19 protein-coding genes are annotated in these 24,155 nt (G+C 28.6%); all 19 read right to left on the bottom strand.

The annotated features are described in order from the left end of the window. Positions 1–10 precede the first annotated feature (10 nt). The 19 genes from J2Z76_RS05770 to J2Z76_RS05680 all read right to left on the bottom strand — a co-directional run bounded on the left by J2Z76_RS05770 (position 11) and on the right by J2Z76_RS05680 (position 24,142). On the bottom strand, positions 11–988 hold the full coding sequence (locus J2Z76_RS05770) for a tyrosine recombinase XerC (protein WP_209511071.1): 978 nt from the start codon (positions 986–988) through the stop codon (positions 11–13). 1,110 nt (positions 989–2,098) lie between these two features. Then, positions 2,099–2,653 (bottom strand): GNAT family N-acetyltransferase, encoded by a 555-nt coding sequence (locus J2Z76_RS05765; RefSeq protein ID WP_209511070.1) that lies wholly within the window; start codon positions 2,651–2,653, stop codon positions 2,099–2,101. Beyond that, on the bottom strand, positions 2,643–3,200 hold the full coding sequence (locus tag J2Z76_RS05760) for a GNAT family N-acetyltransferase (RefSeq protein ID WP_209511069.1): 558 nt from the start codon (positions 3,198–3,200) through the stop codon (positions 2,643–2,645). Before J2Z76_RS05760 ends, J2Z76_RS05765 begins: the two co-directional genes overlap by 11 nt. A 443-nt stretch (positions 3,201–3,643) precedes the next feature. Beyond that, the gene (locus J2Z76_RS16960; RefSeq protein ID WP_209511068.1) at positions 3,644–5,230 is read right to left on the bottom strand and encodes a sensor histidine kinase; all 1,587 of its coding nucleotides are present in this window, start codon (positions 5,228–5,230) and stop codon (positions 3,644–3,646) included. Next, a complete protein-coding gene (locus J2Z76_RS05750) occupies positions 5,227–5,895 on the bottom strand; it encodes a response regulator transcription factor (RefSeq protein WP_209511067.1) in 669 nt (222 codons plus the stop codon). The genes J2Z76_RS16960 and J2Z76_RS05750 overlap by 4 nt, the downstream gene beginning before the upstream one ends. After that, the gene (locus J2Z76_RS05745) at positions 5,876–6,493 is read right to left on the bottom strand and encodes an EAL domain-containing protein (protein ID WP_209511066.1); all 618 of its coding nucleotides are present in this window, start codon (positions 6,491–6,493) and stop codon (positions 5,876–5,878) included. Before J2Z76_RS05745 ends, J2Z76_RS05750 begins: the two co-directional genes overlap by 20 nt. Beyond that, positions 6,454–8,511: a type 2 periplasmic-binding domain-containing protein gene (locus J2Z76_RS05740; protein ID WP_209511065.1), complete on the bottom strand. Its 2,058-nt coding sequence runs from the start codon at positions 8,509–8,511 to the stop codon at positions 6,454–6,456. Before J2Z76_RS05740 ends, J2Z76_RS05745 begins: the two co-directional genes overlap by 40 nt. 43 nt (positions 8,512–8,554) lie before the next feature. Next, complete coding sequence (locus J2Z76_RS05735; RefSeq protein WP_209511064.1) at positions 8,555–10,258, bottom strand: S-layer homology domain-containing protein; 1,704 nt, start codon at positions 10,256–10,258, stop codon at positions 8,555–8,557. Positions 10,259–10,360: 102 nt separating this feature from the next. Further along, positions 10,361–11,800: a hypothetical protein gene (locus J2Z76_RS05730; RefSeq protein WP_209511063.1), complete on the bottom strand. Its 1,440-nt coding sequence runs from the start codon at positions 11,798–11,800 to the stop codon at positions 10,361–10,363. A gap of 168 nt (positions 11,801–11,968) precedes the next feature. After that, positions 11,969–13,402 (bottom strand): adenylosuccinate lyase, encoded by a 1,434-nt coding sequence (purB, locus tag J2Z76_RS05725; protein WP_209511062.1) that lies wholly within the window; start codon positions 13,400–13,402, stop codon positions 11,969–11,971. Between the two features lie 214 nt (positions 13,403–13,616). Continuing rightward, a complete protein-coding gene (gene rny, locus J2Z76_RS05720) occupies positions 13,617–15,152 on the bottom strand; it encodes a ribonuclease Y (protein WP_209511061.1) in 1,536 nt (511 codons plus the stop codon). Positions 15,153–15,576: 424 nt separating this feature from the next. Next, a complete protein-coding gene (gene recA, locus J2Z76_RS05715; protein ID WP_209511060.1) occupies positions 15,577–16,644 on the bottom strand; it encodes a recombinase RecA in 1,068 nt (355 codons plus the stop codon). 88 nt (positions 16,645–16,732) lie between these two features. Next, positions 16,733–17,284, bottom strand: a complete 552-nt coding sequence (pgsA, locus tag J2Z76_RS05710; RefSeq protein ID WP_245210354.1) for a CDP-diacylglycerol--glycerol-3-phosphate 3-phosphatidyltransferase — start codon at positions 17,282–17,284, stop codon at positions 16,733–16,735. After that, positions 17,281–18,609 (bottom strand): 30S ribosomal protein S12 methylthiotransferase RimO, encoded by a 1,329-nt coding sequence (gene rimO / locus J2Z76_RS05705; RefSeq protein WP_209511059.1) that lies wholly within the window; start codon positions 18,607–18,609, stop codon positions 17,281–17,283. Before rimO ends, pgsA begins: the two co-directional genes overlap by 4 nt. After that, positions 18,609–21,080, bottom strand: a complete 2,472-nt coding sequence (locus tag J2Z76_RS05700) for an FtsK/SpoIIIE family DNA translocase (RefSeq protein ID WP_209511058.1) — start codon at positions 21,078–21,080, stop codon at positions 18,609–18,611. Before J2Z76_RS05700 ends, rimO begins: the two co-directional genes overlap by 1 nt. Before the next feature lie 120 nt (positions 21,081–21,200). Next, complete coding sequence (locus tag J2Z76_RS05695; RefSeq protein ID WP_425347558.1) at positions 21,201–22,058, bottom strand: ClpP family protease; 858 nt, start codon at positions 22,056–22,058, stop codon at positions 21,201–21,203. A 129-nt stretch (positions 22,059–22,187) separates the two neighbouring features. Continuing rightward, positions 22,188–22,421 carry a YlmC/YmxH family sporulation protein gene (locus J2Z76_RS05690; RefSeq protein WP_209511057.1) on the bottom strand — a complete coding sequence of 78 codons (234 nt, stop codon included), beginning with the start codon at positions 22,419–22,421 and terminating at the stop codon, positions 22,188–22,190. Positions 22,422–22,440: 19 nt separating this feature from the next. Further along, on the bottom strand, positions 22,441–22,872 hold the full coding sequence (dut, locus tag J2Z76_RS05685; RefSeq protein ID WP_209511056.1) for a dUTP diphosphatase: 432 nt from the start codon (positions 22,870–22,872) through the stop codon (positions 22,441–22,443). Further along, positions 22,862–24,142 carry a M16 family metallopeptidase gene (locus J2Z76_RS05680; RefSeq protein ID WP_209511055.1) on the bottom strand — a complete coding sequence of 427 codons (1,281 nt, stop codon included), beginning with the start codon at positions 24,140–24,142 and terminating at the stop codon, positions 22,862–22,864. The genes dut and J2Z76_RS05680 overlap by 11 nt, the downstream gene beginning before the upstream one ends. Positions 24,143–24,155: the final 13 nt, after the last annotated feature.

Here is a 24,155-nt window from a genome sequence, read left to right as displayed (position 1 = left end):
TACTGATTTTTTATATGTCAGACTCTATTATATCATTTAACGGATTTAATTTAACGGCATCTCTTAGCTGTTCTTTATTTATATGAGTGTAAATTTGTGTTGTAGATACACTTTCATGTCCAAGTAGTTCCTGCAAAGCACGAATATCTACATGGCCATACTGATACATCAAGGTTGCAGCAGTGTGGCGAAGCTTGTGAGGAGAGAAGTGATTTCCTGCCAAACCAGATTCATTTAAATATTTGTCTACCATGTGTTGCACGCCTCTTTGAGTGAATCTTGTTTTGCGGTTGCTTACAAACAATGCATTTTCATGGCCAGGTTTTGCTTCAGGTCTTTCAGCCAAATAATCTTCAATAGCTTTTACACAAATATCATTTAAATAAATTGTTCGTTCTTTGTTTCCTTTACCCACAACAGTCAATGTATCACCTTTAATTTTATCTATGTTGATGCTTATTAGCTCTGATAATCGTAAGCCACAATTTAAAAACAAAGTAATTATTGCATAATCACGTTTTTCATTAGAACCATTAATTGAAGAAAGAAAATTTTTCGATTCATCTAAAGTCAAAGCTACAGGTAACCGGCTGTTTTTCTTTGGAGTTTCTAAGTCAATTGCAGGATTTTCTGGAACTAACCTGACAATAGAATACAAATATTTGTAAAAGGAGCGTAAACAAGCAATTTTACGCGCCTTTGTCCTGTTAGAATTATTTCTTTCTCTGTCTATGAAACCTATAAAAGCATGAAGGTCCATAATTTTAACTTTCTTTAAAATATCCAAAGTAACTAGGTTAATATCAATATCATCAAATTCATCAATTTTAGAGCTCAATTTATATCTTATTACAAGGAATCTATAAAAAGTTCTCAAATCAAGAAAGTATTCACTTACTGTCTTTGTGGATCTACCTCTGATAGATAACATATATTCTAAAAAGTCGCTCATAGGGGCAGGGCACAGGGCACTATAATTTACATACATAATTTTCCTCCGTTGAACCAAGAAATGTCGCAAAATCTTTATATGTAAATTATATATAATAATAGAACAAAAGACAAGCTTTATATACTATTTTTTTATAAAATACAATTATAAATGATACTTAATATAAGAATTAAATTAACTTTTGTTAAAATGCATTTTATAGCCTCATTTATTTTTATCTTGTTGAATCAGCTAGAGCTAGTTACAATTTATTGATATAATTATTTTCTATAAGATTTTATTGATTTAAAGGATTGATTATTGAAAATGTTCGAAATTTGAATATTGTAAATATATTCAAAAACCTCAAGGTGTAAATAGTCGATTAATAAAATAACTTTCGTTAAAACGCAATTTAAAGCCTCGGAATTTTAGAGGTGAATACATATTGATGAAAATTATCAAAGTGAAGCTAAAATTTAGTAAGTTTTGAAAAAATAGCTGAAATGTACACAAATTTATAAAATATCAATTATTGTAAAAATCAAAAAATGAATTAATTTAATTATTAAGAATTATTATTATAAAGTAAAATTATAACTAAATACAAAACTCAAAATTAAATAATTTATTTAAATTTTACATATAAGCAAGTAAATAGCTTACGCAAACGTTAATTTAGCTAAAAAGGTTCAAGAGTCATAAACGTTGTAATTTGAGCCAAAACAAGCCCTATCCTCTCAATTTGCAAAGCATTATGTCGCAAAATATCTATTTTGCGACATAAAATCAAGTATAAAACAAGTGGAAATTTACGAAAATTGTCAAATCTCCACTATTGCTTATGAAATAATTTATATACTATTATATTTTTTTACAACCTATATTCTGATTTTTCTAAAATAACCCTGGTTTTCGTTTATTATAGTAGATAATTTAATACATTTAAATTTTTATATATAATTTTCATCCTAATGAAAAAACTTTTTTAATATTATTCAACTCAAATTTAACAAAAGAAATAATTCAATTTCAGCAGCTCGTATATTTATATTTGTAAATTTAATTTATCATTAATCAATCAAGGCGAAATTTCTTTTCTAAATACATAATTTCAATTCCTAAATTAGACATTTTAATATTAACACAATTCAATTCATCAAATTACTATCGAAATAGCTTTTTCATCATTAAATACTCTGCAACATACGTTCCATCCTTAAACTTAAATCCATTATCTCTTTTACCATAAATTTCAAAACCAAATTGCTCGTAAAGATTAATTGCATTACTATTTATACTTACAACTTCTAATTCCACCTGTTCAAATCTAGAATCGGATGCAAACTTTAATATTTCTGTTATTAAAGCTTTTCCAATTCCTAAGTGCCATGCATCTTCGACAATTGCTATACCAAAATTTGCCCTATGTGACGTTTTAATAAAATTTCCAACACTATTTAAACTTGCATTACCAACAAGCCTATCCCCTAAAAATGCTGAAATCATTATGCCATTAGGATTTTCTCTTATTGAATTTATAAATTTCTTTTCCTCTTCAATAGTCATCGTTACTTCTTCCGGATATCGCAACATAAAATTTGTTTCATATGATGTCTTTCTTAAATATTCAATTAGCTCTTCTGAATCTGTTGTGTCAGGACTTCTCAAAGTACACACTTCACCATTTTTTAATATAATTTGCTTTTCGTTAAATATCATTATGAATAGTTCCTTTCGTCATGAATTCTTGTTTTAAAATATCCATATAAACTTCATCCCAATATCTACCTTTAAGGTAATAAGATTGACGTCTTCTCCCTATTTCCTTAAAGCCAACTTTGGTATAGCAATTTATTGCTCTTTCATTAAAAGAAAATACTTTTAACATAATATTATTTAAATTTAAATACTCGAAGCCATAATTTAGCAATAAATTAAGAACCTCTTGACCATACCCTTTGCTTCTATTTTCTTCTTCTCCAAAAAACAAACCAACAACACCGCATTGTCTTATGTGATCTATTTCCTGTAACCCACAGTTTCCTATTAACATATCATCTTCTAATCTGATTATTGCAAGTTGATATTTGCTAGTATTTTGAGATATCCACTCTTTTTCACTTTCTACTGATATAATATTATTAGAAGTTCCTAAACCATCTGTTACATTAAAATCATTTAACCACTTAACATAAATCTCTGCATCTTCAATACTCATAGGCGATAAATAAACCCTTTTTCCAATCATTTTTTTAGAATACTTCATACTGCACCCCCAATTCATAATTAATTTATTTATTATATCATAAAGCAAGCCAGAAAACGGCTTGCATCACAACGATTCAATAAATACATCAAGACAAAGACTTATGTCTTTGTTTCATTAGTTGTATTTATTATATCATAAGTGCAAGCCGATTAGTGGATTGCTTTACAGAACTTTTTTAATCCACGAGGAAAAGGTGTACGAAAAATGTCAAATCTTCACTATTTCCCATAAAATAATATATGGCGTAAATATAATTTTTGCACCTTTAAAAGATTGAATCGTCACAATGTAAATTAGTTTCCCAGCAAATTTGTATTGCAAAATTGCATTGCTCTGTTCTAAAAACTAGGAATTTATTCCTGTACTGTATACAGTTCTCGCGCTTAATCCAAGATGAATTTTGCGTGATCGAATAAGCGAATAAATTTTATTCCATTCTTCTAAATTTTAACTGTAATTGATGTACCTTCACCAAGCGTTGAATTAATAATAAGTTCTCCTTTGAGTTGATCTACAATATTTTTTACAATTGATAATCCCAACCCGAGTCCAGATACACTTCTTGATTCATCTGCTCTATAAAAAGGTACCGTAACTTTTTGAATATTTTCTTTCGTCATACCTATTCCAGTATCCTGAATAATTAACAGTGTATTATGTTTATTTTTCTTGTAGGTTAGGGTGACCGTTCCATACTTATCCGTATACTTAAAAGCGTTATCAAGAAGGTTAAACAGAAGTCTATCTAGCCATATTGGATCAATATGTAATATTGAATCCTCTGTATCACATTGTACTAAAAACTCGACTAGTTTCTCTTGTCGACTAAATATATCTTGTGCCTTTTCTATGCAGGTTAGAATGCTTGTGTTATATTGCTTAGAAACATAATGGTTATTTGACAAAAAGGCATTAATTGAACTTAGCATATTCTCCAAGGTTTTGATAGCATCGGATGATGAATTTAATAGATTATTTCTTTTTGCTTCAGTTTTAAAACTATCACTATGAAGCATTTCATTATTTAGCTTCAAAACTGATAAGGGTATTTTGAAATCGTGATTTATGCCTCTTAATAAATTAATATCCATTCTATCATCGATCTGATTTTTTTTCTTATAACTTATTAAAATTACGAATAGAATAAAAGGAATCAACTGAATTTCTTTATAAAACATAGTAAAATAATCAAACTCATAATCATAAATATGCACAGATAATAATATACTTATCGTTATTAACGTGACTGCAGTTTTATATGTAAAAGTTTTATTTAGTCTATATAATAGCAAAAGCAATACTATTGCAATAAATACTACACTACCAAAGATGAAAATGCTAAAGAGTATCATAAAAAATAGTATGATCCAATGGTATTTCCTTTTTAAGATACTGCCATTTTCGAAGTACATCAGTGTAATTAATACGATTAAACTAGCTTCAAAATCAATTAACATAATTAAGAATGAGCATATAAAAATAACAAACCACTTGTTTTTGTAATTAGCAATTATTCCAAATATTATGCTCACGAATAATAATAAGTAAATAGTAATAGAAACTGTATTATTTAATATAATCAGTTGATTGATTAAAATATCATCACCTGCGAAAAAAGTTGTATATTGATTCTTATCACTCGGTACAATATCTAAGTATGTAATGGCTTCATTTTCCATATAATCACTATTCTCAATAGTATATTTTACATAATTTTGATTCGAATACTTATCATAGTTTTCCATATGATTTTGAACGGCAATGGATTTATTAATGTACATATTCAGTGGTGTTTTTAAGCCAAATTTTACAAAGGAAATGGATTTTTTGCTATCTGAATGTACAGTTATCTCATTAGAATAAAAATGCAACATAGTAAGTCTGTTATCCTCTAACTCATCAACATTAATATAACTTCCTATGTCTTTATGCTCTACTAAACGAAAGTTAAAATAATCGAAGGTCTTAGTTATCCCAATATGGAAGATTACAAGTATAATAATCATACATATAATTTTTTTTTTCACTTCAACACCACCATCCTATAACCTTCACCATATATATTTTCAATAAATACACTTTCACAGCCTATGCTATTAAGATTTTTTCTAATTCTAGAAATAGCTGTATGTACCCTAACACTCATGGTTTTGCTAGCATCCTCATATTCAAGGATTTCCTCTTTTGATAATACTTCTTTATTTTTATATTTCTTATATAGAAGTTTAAAAAGTGCTGTTTGGCTGTAAGTAAATAATATACTATTATTTTGACAAAACAGTTCATTAGTCTCTGTATTAAGAACAATATCACCAACAGTAATCACCTTATCATCTTTAAGAACACGTTTCTTTAAAGCTTTTAGTTTATATCTAATCTCAAAAAGTGTAATTGGTTTAATCATATAATCGTCAGCACCCTTTTTATAAGCTGTAAGCCTTGTAGTTTCTTCCTCTAAAGCAGAAACCATAATTACAATAGGTTCATATTGCTTTTTAAAAAACGGAATAAGGTTATATCCATTTGAATCCGGAAGCATAATATCAAGAAGAATGACATCAGGCTCATACTCATTGACTAATCTAAGTGCTGTCTTTCCATCTAGTGCAGTATATACTATAAAATCTTTTTCTAATGCAGTTTTAGTTGTTTGAGCAAGATTTTTATCATCCTCAACGATTAATATCTTCATGATCATTACTCCTAAAATTATTAATGTAATAGTCTATATTATAATCTTTTATTGATTGAAATTGATTTGATGTACTTATTGCACTGACTATTATAGTCTTATTATATTTTCGGCAAAAATAAATAATAAAATCAATAACTTCATTATTTCGCTCTATATCAGCAAATAGACTGGCATTTATCTCTACTAGATTAATGTCGTAATCTTTTATTACAGAACCATCAACAAGATTATTATCAAAATCAATAAGCGAAAAATCTATTTGACTATTTTTTGAATACCTCAAAATTTCTATTAGCTTTTCATATGTGTCTATATCAACCTTGAGAAATAATTTGGATTTCTTTAGTAAAATCATTCTTTCTTCAAGCCAATTAAAGAAGTTTTCAGAATATAAGGTTTTTTTACTAATTTCAATAAAATAGTTCACATTCATATCAGGCTCTTCATACATAATATCAAATAATTTTTTTAAGATTATTTTATCAAAAATTATTTCTAAGCCTAATCGTGTTACATTTCTTTTCAAATTGATAAAGGATACTTCCCCAAGTTCATCTAGATGGCAACTACAAAAAACATCAAATCCATATAACACATTTTTAGTGCAAACGTATAATCTACAACATCTCTAGTATGTTTGGCATACTGTAAACCAATCTTTAATTCTTTTATTAATTTATCAAAATTATAATAATCATCCTCTGGTTTTAAGCTGACAACATTCATTTGGTAATTATAATTTATATCAAATATTGTAAACCTTTTATGGAAAAGATATTTTAACTGATTCAGAAAAATAATTCTACTTGTTTCCTCCATAGTTTTTTTTATCAATAAGTAATTATTGTTTAATAGTTTAATTACATATTCTTGGTTTCCCATGTGTTCATTAATTGTAGTTATCATATTTTTTTGTGCTTTTTTATATGCATTTTCACCGTATCTTTCAAATATTAAAGTCAAGTTTTGAGGATTAACTAAAAAGTATATATAGTTATTATAGTTAATTTTCAGCTTTGTTCTTAACCATAACTCGTTATGAAACATTGTTTCTTGATCATAATAAAGCAGCCTATTAACATTATCTTTTAGTTTGATGATATATTTTATAAAAAAGTATAGTATTAAGATAAGTAATACAATTAACGAAATCGTATTCATACTCAATTTTTCTTCTTCATCAATCAACTGAGATACCTCTTCATTAACAATTGAGTCCATATTGATCATTAATAGACATTTGTTAATAATTCCAATCAACGTATCTTTGTCCTTGCAGTATATATAGTGAAATTTCGAATTAATAACTCCATTATTTACTAAGCCAGATCTTGATTGTTTTTTACCAAACAAGTCATTTGGTAAAACAGCATAATCAATATTTTTCTTCTCTAATGCCTTATATAAATCTTTGTAATTGGCATATAACCTAATGTCCAAATAGGGCATGATTGATTTTATTTCATTAATAAAAACTGCATCATTTACCATGCCTATTATATAAGGTTCAAGTTCATATATCTCTTTTATACTATTCCAATTCCCGTTTGATACAGCAATAAGATTGTTTGAGAAAATAGGTACAGTGGAGGAAAAAGGTAAGCTGTCAGAACTTACGACAATATCGACATCATCTCGAACAATAAGATTTTCATAACTATCATAATAATAAATAAAATCTAAACCAGTTAAGAATTCAATTTTCGTAAAAAGTGCTGGTATGATTCCATTTGGATAATCATCTCCATAAGCATAATAACTGTAGTCTTTAGGTAACCCTACCGTTATTGTACCATTGTCTTTTATTAAATTTTTTTCTCGATCTGTCAGATTTATTAACTTTGTTTCAATATGAAAATCTAATAAATCTTTCACTTCGTTATCCCATCCAATATTAATAAGATAATTGACTTCTTTTTTCATAATGTTATAAAGGACTGGATAATCTTTGCTAATACCAATATGATTATTATCCATCGAAAGACTATTAATATTAAAATAGAAAAAGTTTAAATTTTCACAATAACTCTTAGATGACATAAACCCATCAATTTCTCCCTTAGTTAATGCCATCTTCAGTTCATCAAGATTATTATAATAAATTTTATCAAACTGTATTTCTGGGTACTTGATTTTAAAGTCATCCATTATGTATACACTTTTTTCTATACCAATTTTTTTTCCTATCAAATCTGAATATTGATTAATTTTATTATCATAGTTAGAATAGATTCCAATATTATGGGATGCAAAAGAACTTGTAAACTGTGCATATTTTAATCTATCATCAGTAACATTCATATTAGCAACCATAGCTAACTGACCACTCTGAAGTAATTTTAAATTATTATCCCATATTTCTTTAAAAGGAAATATGTTCAATCCTGTATCTTGAGATAACTTGGAGCATAGTTTTCTGATGATGAATTCTTCTGACGGTGTATTATAATAACCCATAAAAAAAATATTATCTTTATTATTATCAATAAATTGTTTTTCGTCTTGTGTAAGTTGAAGATTCACAGGTTCTTCCTTTTTTATACTAGAAAATATTAAAAATATCACAATAAGCATTAGAGAAGCAATAGATATTATTAAAATTGTTTTTTTCATAACGCCTCCAATTCTTATTGTGACATGCTAAGATCAATTATAATTAATATGGAAGTGGATTAATTGTAAAATTACTATACGTTACATCGCTGTTCCATGTCCTTACACCAAAACCGCCATCATCCATATATGTATTATCTGAAATACTAATATATTGACGACCATCAACGTAAACTGTAATATCAGAACCGTTTTTTACGACTTTAAGCGTTACAGTATCATCTGTACCAAGATCGTATCCTAGAGAAGCTTCCTTAAGATTTGTCCATTTCCACTGGGATCTCCCAATCATTACAATATCATTTTCTGGAGATAATCCAACATAATAACCCGTGTAGTTATCATTTCCATTTGAAGCATTTTTTAGATTGAATACAATACCACCGTTTCCTTTTTCAGTATTAAACTGCATATCTACTTCATAGAAACCACCATAACCATTAAAACCAATTTGCATATCTGTTCCTACTCCAGCTCTTCCTATAGGACCATTATAATCATTATTATCATATGAATAAGGATACATCCTTAAATAACCTGTACCATCTTCGACATATGTATAGTGATTAGCACTACTAAAGAAATGCATACCTTCTTCTTCTACATTAATTTCACCAGGAAAATTAATTGCATTTGTAACATCGATAGTAAACTTATTTTTTTCTTCATCTATTTGTGTATAAATTTCACCAATTTGATAATTCAAATCAGTCATCATTTCAAGATTACCTATGTATTTTCCATCTCTGTCAAAAGCATACATATCACTTTTGGTTTTACCATATCCTAAAGTCTCAACTGCTACAAAACCATAAAAATCACCAGAGCTAACAACCTTATACTGCTGTACATTTAACGCACCACCGTATGAGGAAGTATATTGATAACAAGTACCGTCTTTAAAATCATAAGTAAACAATCTATTCATACCATCTAAAAAGTATACCTTAGATAAATTTAGATCAATTGTTTTTATATCTTTAAATTGTTCAAAATACATTGCTCCGCCGCCTTTTAAAGGCGTTGCTAGAGTATTACTTATAATGATCTCGCTTTTATTATTGTTATTATATGTAACTTGTAAGCCTTCAGTAGTCACCTTTAATGTATAGCCTTTAGTATAATCATTTGGTTCATTGGACACTTTATTTCTATATTCTTCATACACTCTATTAATTATTATAACTCCTTGCTCTATTGGAGTAGTATCAAGAGGATTAAAGTTTATTCCATCACCTTTCATAAAACCTTTATCAAAAGCAAAATCAACACCATCTACTGCCCATGAAGCTACATTAGCCTTATCTGATACAGTAAGTACGCCATCGGCAGCCGTATAAGTAATACCCATACTATCAATAGCTCTTTTCATCATAATAGCCATCTCTTGTCTCGTCACAGCATCATTTGGGGCAAACATACCATTACCTTTCCCCTTAATAATACCTAACTTAAATGCCATCAGTATATTATTGTCTTCTGTATCTGTAAAAGTTGAATAGCTTGCAGGTTCAGAGTAAGCTCCCGTTGTTTGATAAAACAGATTCATAACAAGTTCTGCAAATTCAGCTCTTGTTATATTTCTTTGATAATTATCATATTCCATAGGTGCAATACCATTTATCATTGCGTTTTCCAGTTCTTCTATTGCCCAATCGCTAGAGTTACTAAAATCCCACCCACCTGCACTTACAGTAGTAGACGTTATAAAAATTAATGTTACTAAAATTACTAATACTTTCTTCATATTATTTCCTCCTTCATTTAATATAGTAATTATAACATATTTTTATATTTATTCTTGAAACCTTACTAAATGGTATGAATTGTAAAATATCACTTTATATGTCTATTTGAAATTAATACTTTTTGGAATAATCACTACACTTGTCTTCCATATATCCTTAGATGTAAATTCATCAAGCTGAGAAAGATTATCTATTAAAACAGTAGGGTATGTAATATGTTTTATATCCTCTAACATTTGTTCCTGAGTTACAAACTCAGTATTAACGTAGCCATCAACCATTCTTTGATAACTATGTTCATCATTAATAAGAACTTCATGATCATAATACATTAGATTAATTTTTTCAGTCATATCTTTTTGAATACATGTAATCGTATACCAACCATCTTCAATAATATGATTAGTCATAATTGAGCCATCTTGTATATAAAATTCTTTAACAATTGAAAATACAGAATTTACTTTCTCTGGTATAGGTGAAACATCAACAGTAACAGTAGAAATAACACCATCTGTTATAACTTCATCCCTAGCATTTATATCAAAACAAAAATCACCTATAGAAGAAGTTATTAAATTCTGGCAGTCTTCTATATATTTTACTCTTATCCGTTTACTAAATTGTTGTCGTTTTTCATAATAGTAGTTAATTGCTGTCATTAAATCACTTTCATTATATATCATTTCAAAAGTCTTAAGTGAATTATCTGTTCCAATAATAAAATTTTGTGCAACAAGTTTTTCTAATGAAATTGTATCCATATTATGTGTCTCAATGATATCATATTCATGGGTTGATTCGTTAAAGAAATATGCTTTAGTCCTATCGTCATATAAATACTCTTCTCCCAATTCGTCATAGTATTTATATGTACTATAAACATTAAACTGATTAAAGCTATCCACTTTCTCCAGTTTATGATCAATAATATATTTAATATTTATCTTAGGTTGAAGAACCTGTTCTTCATCACTATAGCTCACATACCTAGTAGCCATCTGAATAAATTCGTTTTCTATATTATAGGCAATGTCGTAGGACTTATTTATTTTATCATCTTTTATAATATAATTACCTTCACTGAAAAATTGATCACCCTCATTGGCACGAAAATCACTATTAATCAAGCTATATGTATTCTCTGTTGTATCAGTTGTTACAAAAATCACTGGTAGATAAACATTATCATCTTCCCAGGTTACAATAGCTACATCATCATGGCCTTCACCAGTAAAATCAAAATAATGTAGTTCATAATTTTCAAAAATTTTCAATGGCTTTCCCTTTTGATCAGTCATCCTATTTGTATCAGTATCATTTACAAAGTCAATCACTCTATTGACATCTTTAATTAATTCATTTTTAGTTTCTAATTCATTTTTAATCTCATTTTTTTCTTTCTCAATCTTCTCTGAATTAACATCAAATTCTGACAATATTGCAGCCTTTAATTCTTCCTCTTTTTTCAATGTATTATCTATGCATCCTACTAACAAAGTGACGCATAGTATAAATATGGCGTATGATATATGTTTCATGATATCCTCCTTATATTTATTAGCTCAAAAGCTGTTTTAGTATTACTATAACTATATCATTATAGTTCAATTATATTAGGAAATCTTAAACTCTTACCAATTTGTCAGAATCGAAAACAAATGTAAAAAAATACGGTATTGTTGATCGGGATTAATAATATGTAATTTTTAAACATTCAATTCAACATTAACTCCAAGCAATTCCTTGTTTTTATCTAATAGAAATTTTATGGTCTCATTATAAAATTCCTCGACTTGCTGAGGTGCTCTTCCTATGTAGTTTTTAGGATTTATAGTTTCATCTATTTCTTCTTTTGTCATATTTATTATTTTACTATTGTACATTCGTTCTATTAAGTCGTTATGTTTACCAAATTTCTTGACTTGTTCAGCAGCTTCCATTGATAATACTCTAATTTCTTCATGAAGTTCTTGTCTATTTCCACCTCTTTTTACAGCTTCCATAATTATGTTTTCAGTTGCCATAAATGGTAATTCCTCATTTATATGTTTTTCAATTACTTTATCATTTACAACCATACCTGTAAATACATTTATTGCAATTCCTAATATAGCATCTGTTGCTAAAAATCCTTGTGGAATACTAAGTCTTTTAATCGCCGAGTCATCAAGTGTTCTCTCTAACCACTGAGTTGTAACTGTATTTGCCATATTTGCTTCATTTGATATTATGAATCTAGCCAATGATGCAATTCTTTCACTTCTCATTGGATTTCTTTTGTAAGCCATTGCAGATGACCCTATTTGATTTTTTTCAAATGGCTCTTCTATTTCTTTTTGACTTTGTAATATTCTGATATCATTTGTTGCCTTATGCAAGCTTTGAGCTATACCACTTAAAGTTGATAAAACTGAAAAATCAACCTTTCTAGTATATGTTTGACCTGTTAATTTAAAAGAATCTTTAAATCCCATTTTTTCAACTACAATTGCTTCTAGTCTTTTTACTTTTTCACTATCATTATCAAACAAACTCATAAAGCTTGCTTGTGTTCCTGTTGTACCTTTAACTCCTCTTAATTTAACCATATCTATTACATGTACTATTTGTTCATAGTCAATGTATAAATCCTGCAACCAAAGACTTGCCCTCTTTCCAACAGTAGTTAGTTGTGCAGGTTGGTAATGGGTATAACCTAAGGCTGGCATATCTTTATATTTCAAGCAAAATTCAGATAAAACACTAATAAGACTAACAATCTTTTTCTTAATTAGTAGCAACGCTTCTTTCATTAAAATTGCATCGGTGTTATCAACTACATACATACTAGTTGCTCCTAAATGAATTATAGGCATTGCTTTTGGGCACACTGTTCCAAATGTATGTACATGAGCCATAACATCATGTCGAAATTCTTTTTCTTTTTTTGCTGCGAGTTCATAATCAATGTTATATATATTTTCCTTCATCTCGCTTATTTGCTCATCAGTAATATTTAGTCCAAGCTCCTTTTCAGCTTCTGCTAATGCTAACCATAATTTTCTCCATGTTGAAAATCTATTGTCATCGGAAAAAATATATCCCATTTCTTTACTTGCATATCTTGTTATTAATGGGTTTTCATATGTTGATCTCGTCATTTTATACCTCTTTCTTATCTTTAAATTCAGTGAGTTCCGCAGTCTCATTCACAAAAATATTTACTCCCTTTGGTCGTATATTTTTGGAATTCGTTGCGAATGACCTACCGCTATTTTTTAGAAAAAAAACTCTAAAAAATAGGGTTATGGCATCTTTATTTTATATCTAAATTAAAAAGAAGTAAACAAATACTTCGTTTACTTCCATATCTTTCTATTTTGCGTATTCAATTGCCCTTGATTCTCTAATTACATTTACTTTAATTTGTCCTGGATATTCCATTTCAGCTTCAATTTTCTTAACTATATCTTTTGCGATAAGTATAATACTTGTATCATTTGTAACTTCTGGTTTTACCATTATACGAATTTCTCTTCCTGCTTGTATTGCGAATGATTTCTCAACACCTTCAAATGAATTCGAAATTTCTTCTAATTTTTCTAAACGTTTTATATATGTTTCAAGAGTTTCCCTTCTTGCTCCTGGTCTTGCTGCAGATATTGCATCTGCCGCTTGAACTAAAACTGCTTCTACAGTTTGAGGCTCTACATCTCCGTGATGTGCACCTATAGCATGCAATATTGCTTTATTTTCTTTATATTTTCTTGCTAAATCTTCACCTATTGTTACGTGAGGACCTTCTACTTCGTGGTCAACAGCCTTACCGATATCATGTAATAGTCCTGCTCTTTTAGCAATTTTAACGTCTGCGCCTAATTCAGCAGCCATTATTCCTGCTAGATGAGATACTTCTATAGAATGTTTCAAAACATTTTGACCATAGCTTGTTCTAAATTTCAGTCTACCTAGTAATCTTATAAGTTCAGGATGGAGTCCGTGAACACCTGTATCAAATGTTGCTTGTTCACCTTCATCTTTTATTTGCTGCTCTATTTCTTTTTTAGATTTTTCAACCATTTCTTCAATTCTAGCTGGATGAATTCTTCCATCAGCTATTAATTTTTCGAGTGCTAATCTAGCAATTTCTCTTCTAATAGGGTCAAATCCAGATATTACTACCGCTTCTGGTGTATCATCTATTATTATATCTATACCTGTTAATTGTTCAAGTGCCCTAATATTTCTGCCTTCTCTACCTATTATCCTACCCTTCATTTCATCATTAGGTAAGTCAACAACAGATACAGTTGTTTCCGCTACATGATCTGCAGAACATTTTTGAATAGCATATGTAATTATCTCACGTGCTTTTCGTTCAGCAGTTTCTTTGGCTCCTCTTTCAATGTCTTTAACCGCAATTGAAGCTTCTTGCTCAGCTTCTTTTTTAATATTGTTGATTAACATATGTTTTGCTTCTTCTGTAGACAATCCAGAAATTCTTTCTAATTCTTCGTTTTGTTTTTCATGAATAGCAGATAACTTGATTTGCTTAGTTTCAATATCTTTTAATTTCTTTTGAAGTGTTTCTTCTTTTCTTTCAACCATTAAACTTTTTGAATCTAGCATTTCTTCTTTTTTAATTAATCTCTTTTCTGATCTTTGTAATTCATTTCTTCTTTCTTTGTTTTCTCTTTCGTATTCATTTCTTATTCTGTGTGCTTCATCTTTTGCTTCTACAAGCACTTCTCTTTTCTTCGCTTCAGCATCTCTTTTTGCTTCCTCTATTAACTTCTTAGCTTCTTCTTCAGCACTACCTATTAGTTTTTCAGCTATATTTTTACGTATTAAAACGCCTATTAATATACCTATTATTGCAGAGATAATACCTACTACTATATTAGTGAACAATTCAGCACCTCCTATTATTAAATTTTCAAGCTACGAAATATATACATTTATCTTACATTTCATAAATATTAACCTTGAAACGATATAAAATGTTATCTTTTAAGATATATTAAAAAATAGTAAAAGTTATTTCTTTTTACTTGAATACTACATATATTTTATATTTTTTTTGCTATAATGTCAAGAAATAATGTATAAACGCTAAGGTTTTTATTAACATTTTATTAATTTTTTATTAAAAATGTATCTTCTAGACTAAAAAACATTTAATATCAATTAAAATCATACTTTAAACATATTATTGTTTACATAATTTTTTATCAGTAACTTAATTTGTACTTTAAATAAAAAAGATACCACTTTATTTTACACAAATCAAAAGTGATATCTTTTTTTATTTTATAAATTTTAATTTTATGATTTATTATTTATCATCTAATTTTTCTTTATCTTCTGTTGGATCTACTTTTACAGAAACCTGATCGAGTGCATATTTTTCTCTTATTTTTTTTTCTATTTCTTCCAGTAGCTCTGGATTATCTTTCATATAGTCTTTTGAATTATCTCTACCTTGTCCTAATCTATTTCCCTCATATGAATACCATGCACCTGACTTGTTTACTATTCCTGCTTCTACCCCCATGTCAAGAATACAACCTTCTATGGATATACCTTTTCCATAAATTATATCAAATTCTGCTTGTTTAAAAGGAGGTGCCATTTTATTTTTTACAACTTTAACTCTTGTCCTACTTCCGAAAACATCGTCACCCTTTTTTAATGTTTCTATTTTTCTAATATCAAATCTCATAGATGCATAAAACTTTAATGCTCTTCCTCCAGTTGTTGTTTCAGGACTTCCAAACATTATACCAACCTTTTCACGCAACTGATTTATAAATACTACAACACAATTAGATTTACTAATTGCTCCTGCAAGTTTTCTAAGGGCTTGTGACATAAGCCTTGCTTGCAAACCTATGTGGGAATCTCCCATTTCTCCATCTATTTCAGCTTTTGGTACCAAGGCTGCAACGGAGTCTACAACAACTATATCAATTGCTCCACTTCTTACTAGTGCTTCAGTTATTTCAAGTGCTTGTTCACCAGTATCAGGCTGTGATATAATTAAATCATCTATTTTTACGCCAAGATTTCTAGCATACGCTGGATCTAATGCATGTTCTGCATCTATAAACGCTGCTATTCCACCCTTCTTTTGTGCTTCAGCAACAATATGTAGTGTTAAGGTAGTTTTACCAGATGATTCAGGACCATATATTTCAACAATCCTTCCCTTAGGTACTCCACCAATTCCTGTTGCTATATCAAGCGGAAGTGATCCAGTGGATATTGATTCAACATTCATTTTAGCATTTTCGCCTAGCTTCATTATTGAACCTTTTCCAAATTGCTTTTCAATTTGAGCTATAGCAACCTCAAGAGCTTTATCTTTATCTTTATCTTTTACTTTATCCTTATCTTTTTCCATGCCGCAACTCCTTTTCTAGAACATTTGTTCATTGATATTATTATATATAATACATTGCTTTTTGTCAACAACTTCTTTATGTTTAAAATTACTTAATTACATTTAAATTATCATAAATATATGTTGCTCCAGATATAATAGTCAATAAAACAGTTATTATAATAAGTGGTGTTATTGAAGGACTAACAAATCCTATATACCCAGTATAATCCATTAAAAGAATTATTATTAAAAGCATTTGAAATATAGTTTTAACCTTACCCCAATTATTAGCTGCAATAGTAACACCTTTTGATGCTGCTAATGTTCTAAATCCTGATATAAGAAATTCTCTAGAAATAATCAGGACAACAATCCAAGAACTCAAGTAACCAATTTCAACAAATGCTATGAAAGCAGAAGCAGTGAGCAATTTATCTGCTAACGGATCCATGAATTTACCAAAATCAGTTATTAAATTGTCCCTTCTTGCAATATGTCCATCTATAGCATCTGTAACCGCTGCACCTATAAAAATCAAAAGTGGCAAAAATCTAAATACACCTCCACTAATAAAAAGGAAAAAAAGGAACAAAGGAATGAGCAGTATTCTTAATAATGTCAGCTTGTTAGGTAAATTCATTGTTTTTAAATAGTTCATAGAATCACATCTCCTATTAAATCATATTCTAAGGCATCATTTATTTTAACTTTATACATGTTGCCTATAGTTAACTTTTTATCTGATGTTACATATACACAACCATCAATATCAACTGAATCCATATATGTTCTACCTATATATATTTTTTCAATATCATGTTCCTCAATTAAAACATCGTAAACATTCCCTACTTTATTAAAGTTCTTTTCATATGAAATACTTTGTTGCAGTTCCATTAATTCACCATGTCTTATTTCCATCGTTTCTTCACTTATTTGATTTGGAAACTTATAAGCTGGTGTATTTTCTTCTCTTGAATATTTAAATATACCTACCCTATCTAATTTATACTCTTCTAAAAATGTTTTTAATTCCTCATGATTCTCTTCTGTTTCACCTGGAAATCCAGTTATAAGAGAAGTTCTAATTACTGCACCATCCACTTCTTTTTTTATTTTCGTAATAAGGTCAACTATCTGCTGTTTATTTGTTTTTCTATTCATTCTCTTTAAAATATCATCATTCACATGTTGAAGTGGTATATCAAAATAGTTAAGAAGTTTATCATTATTTTTAAATTCGTTTATCAATTCATCATAAATATCTTCAGGATATAAATAATGAATTCTAATCCACTCTATACCTTTTATATCGGATAATTGCTTAATTAATTCATGTAGTTTTTTCTCTTTATATAAATCAACACCATATTTACTTGTATCCTGTGCTATAAGAATTATTTCTTTTACACCTTGTTCTGCGAGTATTTTTGCTTCATTTACAATATTTTCAATTTTTCTACTTCTATATTTACCCCTTAATTTAGGGATAACACAATACGTGCAATGATTATCGCATCCCTCAGATATTTTAAGATATGCGTAATAATTTGGTGTTAACATATTTCTTGGCAAATCTTCTTTTATTTCATAATCAATAGTTACATCACATATTATATTTTTTTCTTTTTCATATTTTTCAATGAACTCGTCAATGTTCTGGAATCCAGTTGTTCCTATAATAATATCTATTTCAGGAATCTCTTTTTTTAGATCTTCACCGTAGCGCTGAGATAAGCAGCCTGTAACTATTATTGATATTTTTTTCTTTTCTTCGCTTTTTATTTGCACTGCACTTATTATGGAATTAATTGACTCTTCTTTTGCATCGTTTATAAACGAACAAGTATTTATTATTATATAGTCTGCTTTATCAGCGTATTCGGTAACTTCATACCCCTTATTTGACAAAATCCCTATTATATTTTCTGAATCCACAAGATTTTTTGAACAACCAAGTGACTCAACATATATTTTTTTCATTATTGGTTTCCTTTCATTTCTTCTAATTCCTCTTTTGTAATTAATACTTTCCTAGGTTTACTTCCTTCATGTCCACCTACGATACCTCTTTCTTCTAACTGGTCTATAATCCTAGCAGCTCTTGAATATCCAACTTTAAATTTTCTTTGAATATAAGATGCAGATGCTTGACCTTCGTTTACTACCATTTCAACTGCTTGTTCTAAAAACTCATCAACTTTTTCTTTTGGAGTTGGTGTCTTTTCTATTTCTTCAATTATTTCATTAGATTTTTGTGTTTTAATTTCTATTTGTTGTTCTCTTATATTATCTACGACACGCTTTATTTCATCATCCGATATAAAAGTACCTTGTATTCTAATTGGTTTTGCCATTCCCATTGGATGATATAGCATATCACCTTTACCAAGGAGTTTTTCTGCTCCACTTGTATCTAGAATGGTCCTAGAATCAATATATGAAGACACAGCAAAAGCAATTCTTGATGGTATATTTGCTTTGATAACACCTGTTATAACATCCACAGAAGGCCTCTGAGTGGCTATAACCAAATGTATACCGCATGCTCTAGCAAGCTGAGCGATTCTTGTTATACATTCCTCAACTTCTGAAGAAGCAACTGCCATTAAATCCGCAAGTTCATCTATAACAATAACAATTTGAGGCATTTTATCAAATCCGTCTTTAACCATTTTATCATTATATGATAAAATATCTCTCACGCTATTTTGTGCAAACAACTTATATCTATTTGTCATCTCTGAAACCGCCCAATTTAAAGCATTTGAAGCTTTTCGTGGGTCTGTAACAACTGGTATTAACAAATGTGGTATTCCATTATAAATGCTAAGTTCAACAACCTTTGGATCAATTAATATAAGTTTAACTTCATCTGGTTTAGCACGATAAAGAATACTCATTATTAATGAATTTATACACACACTTTTTCCTGAACCCGTAGCACCTGCAATGAGAAGATGTGGCATTTTTTCTATACTTGCTATTATATTTTTGCCTGCTATGTCTTTTCCAAGTGCAAATGGTATATTAGTATTTACTGATTTATAATCTTTAGATTCAATAAGATTTCTCAAGAATACACTTGTTTTAACTTTATTCGGAACTTCAATACCTATAGCTGATTTACCTGGTATTGGTGCTTCAATTCTTATTTCTGATGTAGCTAAGCTTAAAGCTAAATCATTTGTTAGACTAGTTATTCTACTAACTTTAATTCCAGGTGCAGGTTGAAGTTCATATCTTGTTATAGTAGGTCCTTTGTTTATTTGTAATATATTGCATTGTATATTGAAGTTAGATAATGTTTCAATAAGCTTTTCAGCCTCTTTTCGAAGATCCTCTTTATCTCCCTTCACATGTCCTGGAGTAGGGTCTAATAATGTTGGTGATGGAAGCTTGTATTTTATTAAATTTTCTGATGGATTGCCAGCGATATTAATAATATCATCTGTAATTTCTTTTTCAACAAACTTATTATCCTTAACAGTTTTTTTTGATCCATCTTTAGATGGGATTTCTTTTTTAATTTCACTTTCAGATTGTTCGATTGGACAATCAACTTTATTTTCATCATTAACACCAAAAGAATCTTTAATTATATCTGCTTTTTTCAATCCATCTATTTTTAATTGAGTAATTTCGCTATTTAATTTTTGATTATTTGAATAGTCAAAAACTCGAATATTTTCATCAGAATCAACGTTATTTTCTATAATTTTATTACTATTTTTATACTTTTTAACTTTTTTATTTAATTTTTCATCACTATCATCATAATCAAATTCAATAAATATAAAGTTATATATAGTTTTTAATATTTTCTTTATACAATTTATTATTTTTGTTGCCCCACCAATAATACTTTGATTTGTAATGAGTATGGTAAATGTAAATATCATGGTCCCTAATATTATTATGGTTCCATTTTTTCCAAGAAGCTTAACACATATGTATGTAAGTATATTACCAAGAATTCCCCCACCTAAATTACTTTTTCCAAAGAAAATTGAACTAGTGATCATTTCTTTAAAATTAACAACTCCAACAAGCATTGTATATATTCTGGTATCCATTAATGCAGTATACATTATATAACAAACAAAAAAACCAAATACTGCTATAATTTGATTTTTATCATCCAATATAACAATATTTAAAAGTCTCATAACTCCTATTAATAATATTGCATATGGAAGTACATTTGCTCCTTTTCCTAATAAAGATATTATAAATACATTAATTGTTTTTCCTATTATTCCTGTTTGAGATTCCTTATGTGTAATAAAAATTAAAAACACTGCAAACGCAATAATAAATATACCTGAAATTTCTTTTTTTAAAAGTTGAAGCTTTGCATCACTAGTTTTTTTAGTCGTGCTTGTACTTCTTTTTTGTGCTGTTTTTTTAACAGCACTTTTTTGTTTTGTTTCATTGTTTTGTGCTTTAGCCATTTCATCCACCTTTAAAAATATTGTCCCCCTAAATATTTCTTTTATATTATGATTATATCATACAATATTGCTAATTCGCAATTATTATTTAATAGTATTCAGTTATATATATTCTACTATTTAATTATTTTGTTGTTGTTCATTATTGTCTATTAAATTACGCAATACACTCATTGCAGCACTAAATCCACCTATTTCATTAATAAGACCAATATCAACTACTTCATCTCCATTTAAAACTGTTCCAACATCATTTGCGATTTCATCAGTATCATACATATATTGCAATAAGGCATCTCTATTTACATTCGAATTATTTACAATAAAGTTAGTTATACGTTCTTGCATCTTTTGGAAGTATCTAAATGTTTGAGGTACTCCAATTACAAATCCATTTGTTCTAATTGGATGTATTGTCATAGTTCCTGTTGGTACAATCATAGAGTATTTCGCTGATACAGCAAGGGCTGTTCCAATGCTGTGTCCACCACCTAACACTAATGACACAGTTGGTTTTGATATGCTTGAAACTAACTCTGAAATAGCTAGACCGGCTTCCACATCACCACCTACTGTATTTATCAAAAGTAGAATTCCTTTAATTTCAGGGTCCATCTCTGCACCTATTATCATTGGTATAATATGCTCATACTTTGTAGTTTTGCTTTGTGGTGGTAAAGAAGTGTGTCCCTCTATTTCACCTATAATACTTATAAAACAAATATCTTTAACTGGATTTACATCAGTTACACTTCCTAATTGTTTAACATTTTCAATTGATTCATCAGAATCATTATTGTTATTATCTCCTTTTTGCTTATTAAAAATTTGATTATTATTTAAACTTTCCTGTCTAGCATTAAATTTTGGCTGTTTGCTAGTATTTTGCATTTGATTATTGAACATTTGTTGATTTGTACTATTTAATTCTTTACTAATTTTGTTGTATATAGATTGCTCAATATTATTGTTTGCCATTATATCCTCCAAATTAAATAATCAGGTTATTCCTTCATGATTATTCTTTGGAATTTTATTTATTTTATACATAATAAAAATAATATATATTAAGCTAAATATATATTATTTCTCTAATTAATTAATATTTTATTCATTTTCAATTATTATCATATCACTACCTATTTTTTTTATGCTTTTCCACATTACTTCTTTTCTCTTTTGTTCCTTAAAAAATCCAAATCCAGTTGATTGTCCTGAAACAAAATTTATTATTTCTCCAGTCTTTTCGTCAATAATCAAATCGCAATCACCAAATATTCCCAAGTTTTCTCCGGTATCAATATTTATTATTTCCTTATTATACAATTCACTCAGCTTCATAAAAATCCCCCTAATATTTTTATACTCCTGTATGTCCAAATCCTCCTGAACCTCTTTCAGTGTCATTCAGTTCTTCTACTAATTCAAAATCTGCCTGTTCATGCTTTATAAAAACCATCTGTGCTATTCTATCACCACTATTAATAGTAAAATCTTCATTTCCAAGATTTATTAAAATAACTTTTATTTCACCCCTATAGTCAGAATCTATAGTACCAATACCATTTACTAAGCTTATTCCATGTTTTATTGCAAGACCACTTCTTGCCCTTACTTGAGCTTCATAACCTTCTGGTATCTCAGCAAACAATCCTGTTGGTATCAACTTTCTTTCCATAGGTTTTAATATTACAGCACAATCAACATTTGCTTGTAGGTCAACTCCTGCTGAACCCTTTGTTTCATACTCTGGCAGTTTAAACTGGTTTTTCTTTACAATCTTAACTTTCATAATCTTCTCCTAGTATTTTATTAATTTTATCATCTAAATCTTTATGTTTATTTAAATTTCCAGTGTAAGTAATACTCAATTTATTAATATCAAACAAATCATTAGTTATTTTTAATACATCTTCATACTTTACATCATTAATACTTTTTATTATATCTTCAGGATATACAACCTCATCGTATATAAGTTCTCTTCTACCAATAGAAGACATCCTACTCGATGTACTTTCAAGACCTAAGATATAATTTCCTTTTATCTGTTGTTTAGCACGATTAAATTCCTCTAAAGTAATATTTCCATTTTTCATGCTTGTCATTTCTTTAAAAATTGTTCTTAAAGCATCTTCTACTTGGTCATAGGACATTCCTGCATAGATACTAAAAATCCCACTATTTGTATAATTAGAAACAAAAGAATAAATTGAATAAACAAGTCCCTTTTTTTCTCTAACTTCTTGAAAAATTCGCGAACTCATAGTACCGCCAAATATATTGTTTAAAACTAATAATGGATAGTAATAAGGATCATGTCTTCCAATAGTTTTATTTCCTATACACATATGAAGCTGTTCTAATTCTTTATTAACCCCTATAATTTTTCTTTCATATTCACCGTCCATATAAATTAAAGAAGCATTTTCATTCTGCCAATGCTCAAATTTATCTTTTATTAATTCTATAAAGTTTTCTTCATCAAAATTCCCTGCAATTGCCATTACTGTATTGTATGGAGAATAATTCTTTCTCATAAAATCTATAACTTTTTTTGTATTAAATGTTCTTAAGTTCTTTTCTGTACCAAGGATACTATATGCCATTGGACTTTTATCAAAAACAATTTCAGTTATTTTATCATGAACCACATCCTCTGGTGAATCTTCATACATCTTTATTTCTTCTATTACAACTGAAATTTCTTTTTCTATTTCTTCTTGTTGAAATAAAGAGTTAAAAAACATATCAGATAATACATCAACCGCATCATTTATATTTTCATCTAATACTTTAACATAAAAGCAAGTGTATTCTTTGCTAGTAAATGCATTTATTTGACCACCTATATTATCTATATCTTCTGCTATTTTATTAGCTTTCCTATTTTCTGTTCCTTTAAAAAGCATATGCTCGATAAAATGAGATAATCCATTCGTATCATTATCCTCATTATTAGAACCAACCTTAACCCATATTCCAATAGAAGCTGATTTTACATAATCTATTTTTTCTGCAACTATTCTCAATCCATTATCTAGTGTATATTTGTTTATCATATTTCCTCCGTAT

The sequence above is a fragment of the Sedimentibacter acidaminivorans genome (assembly GCF_017873955.1).
Classification (GTDB): domain Bacteria; phylum Bacillota; class Clostridia; order Tissierellales; family Sedimentibacteraceae; genus Sedimentibacter; species Sedimentibacter acidaminivorans.
Note: the sequence above shows the minus strand (reverse complement) of the source record. Positions and strands in the feature narration are given on the sequence as shown.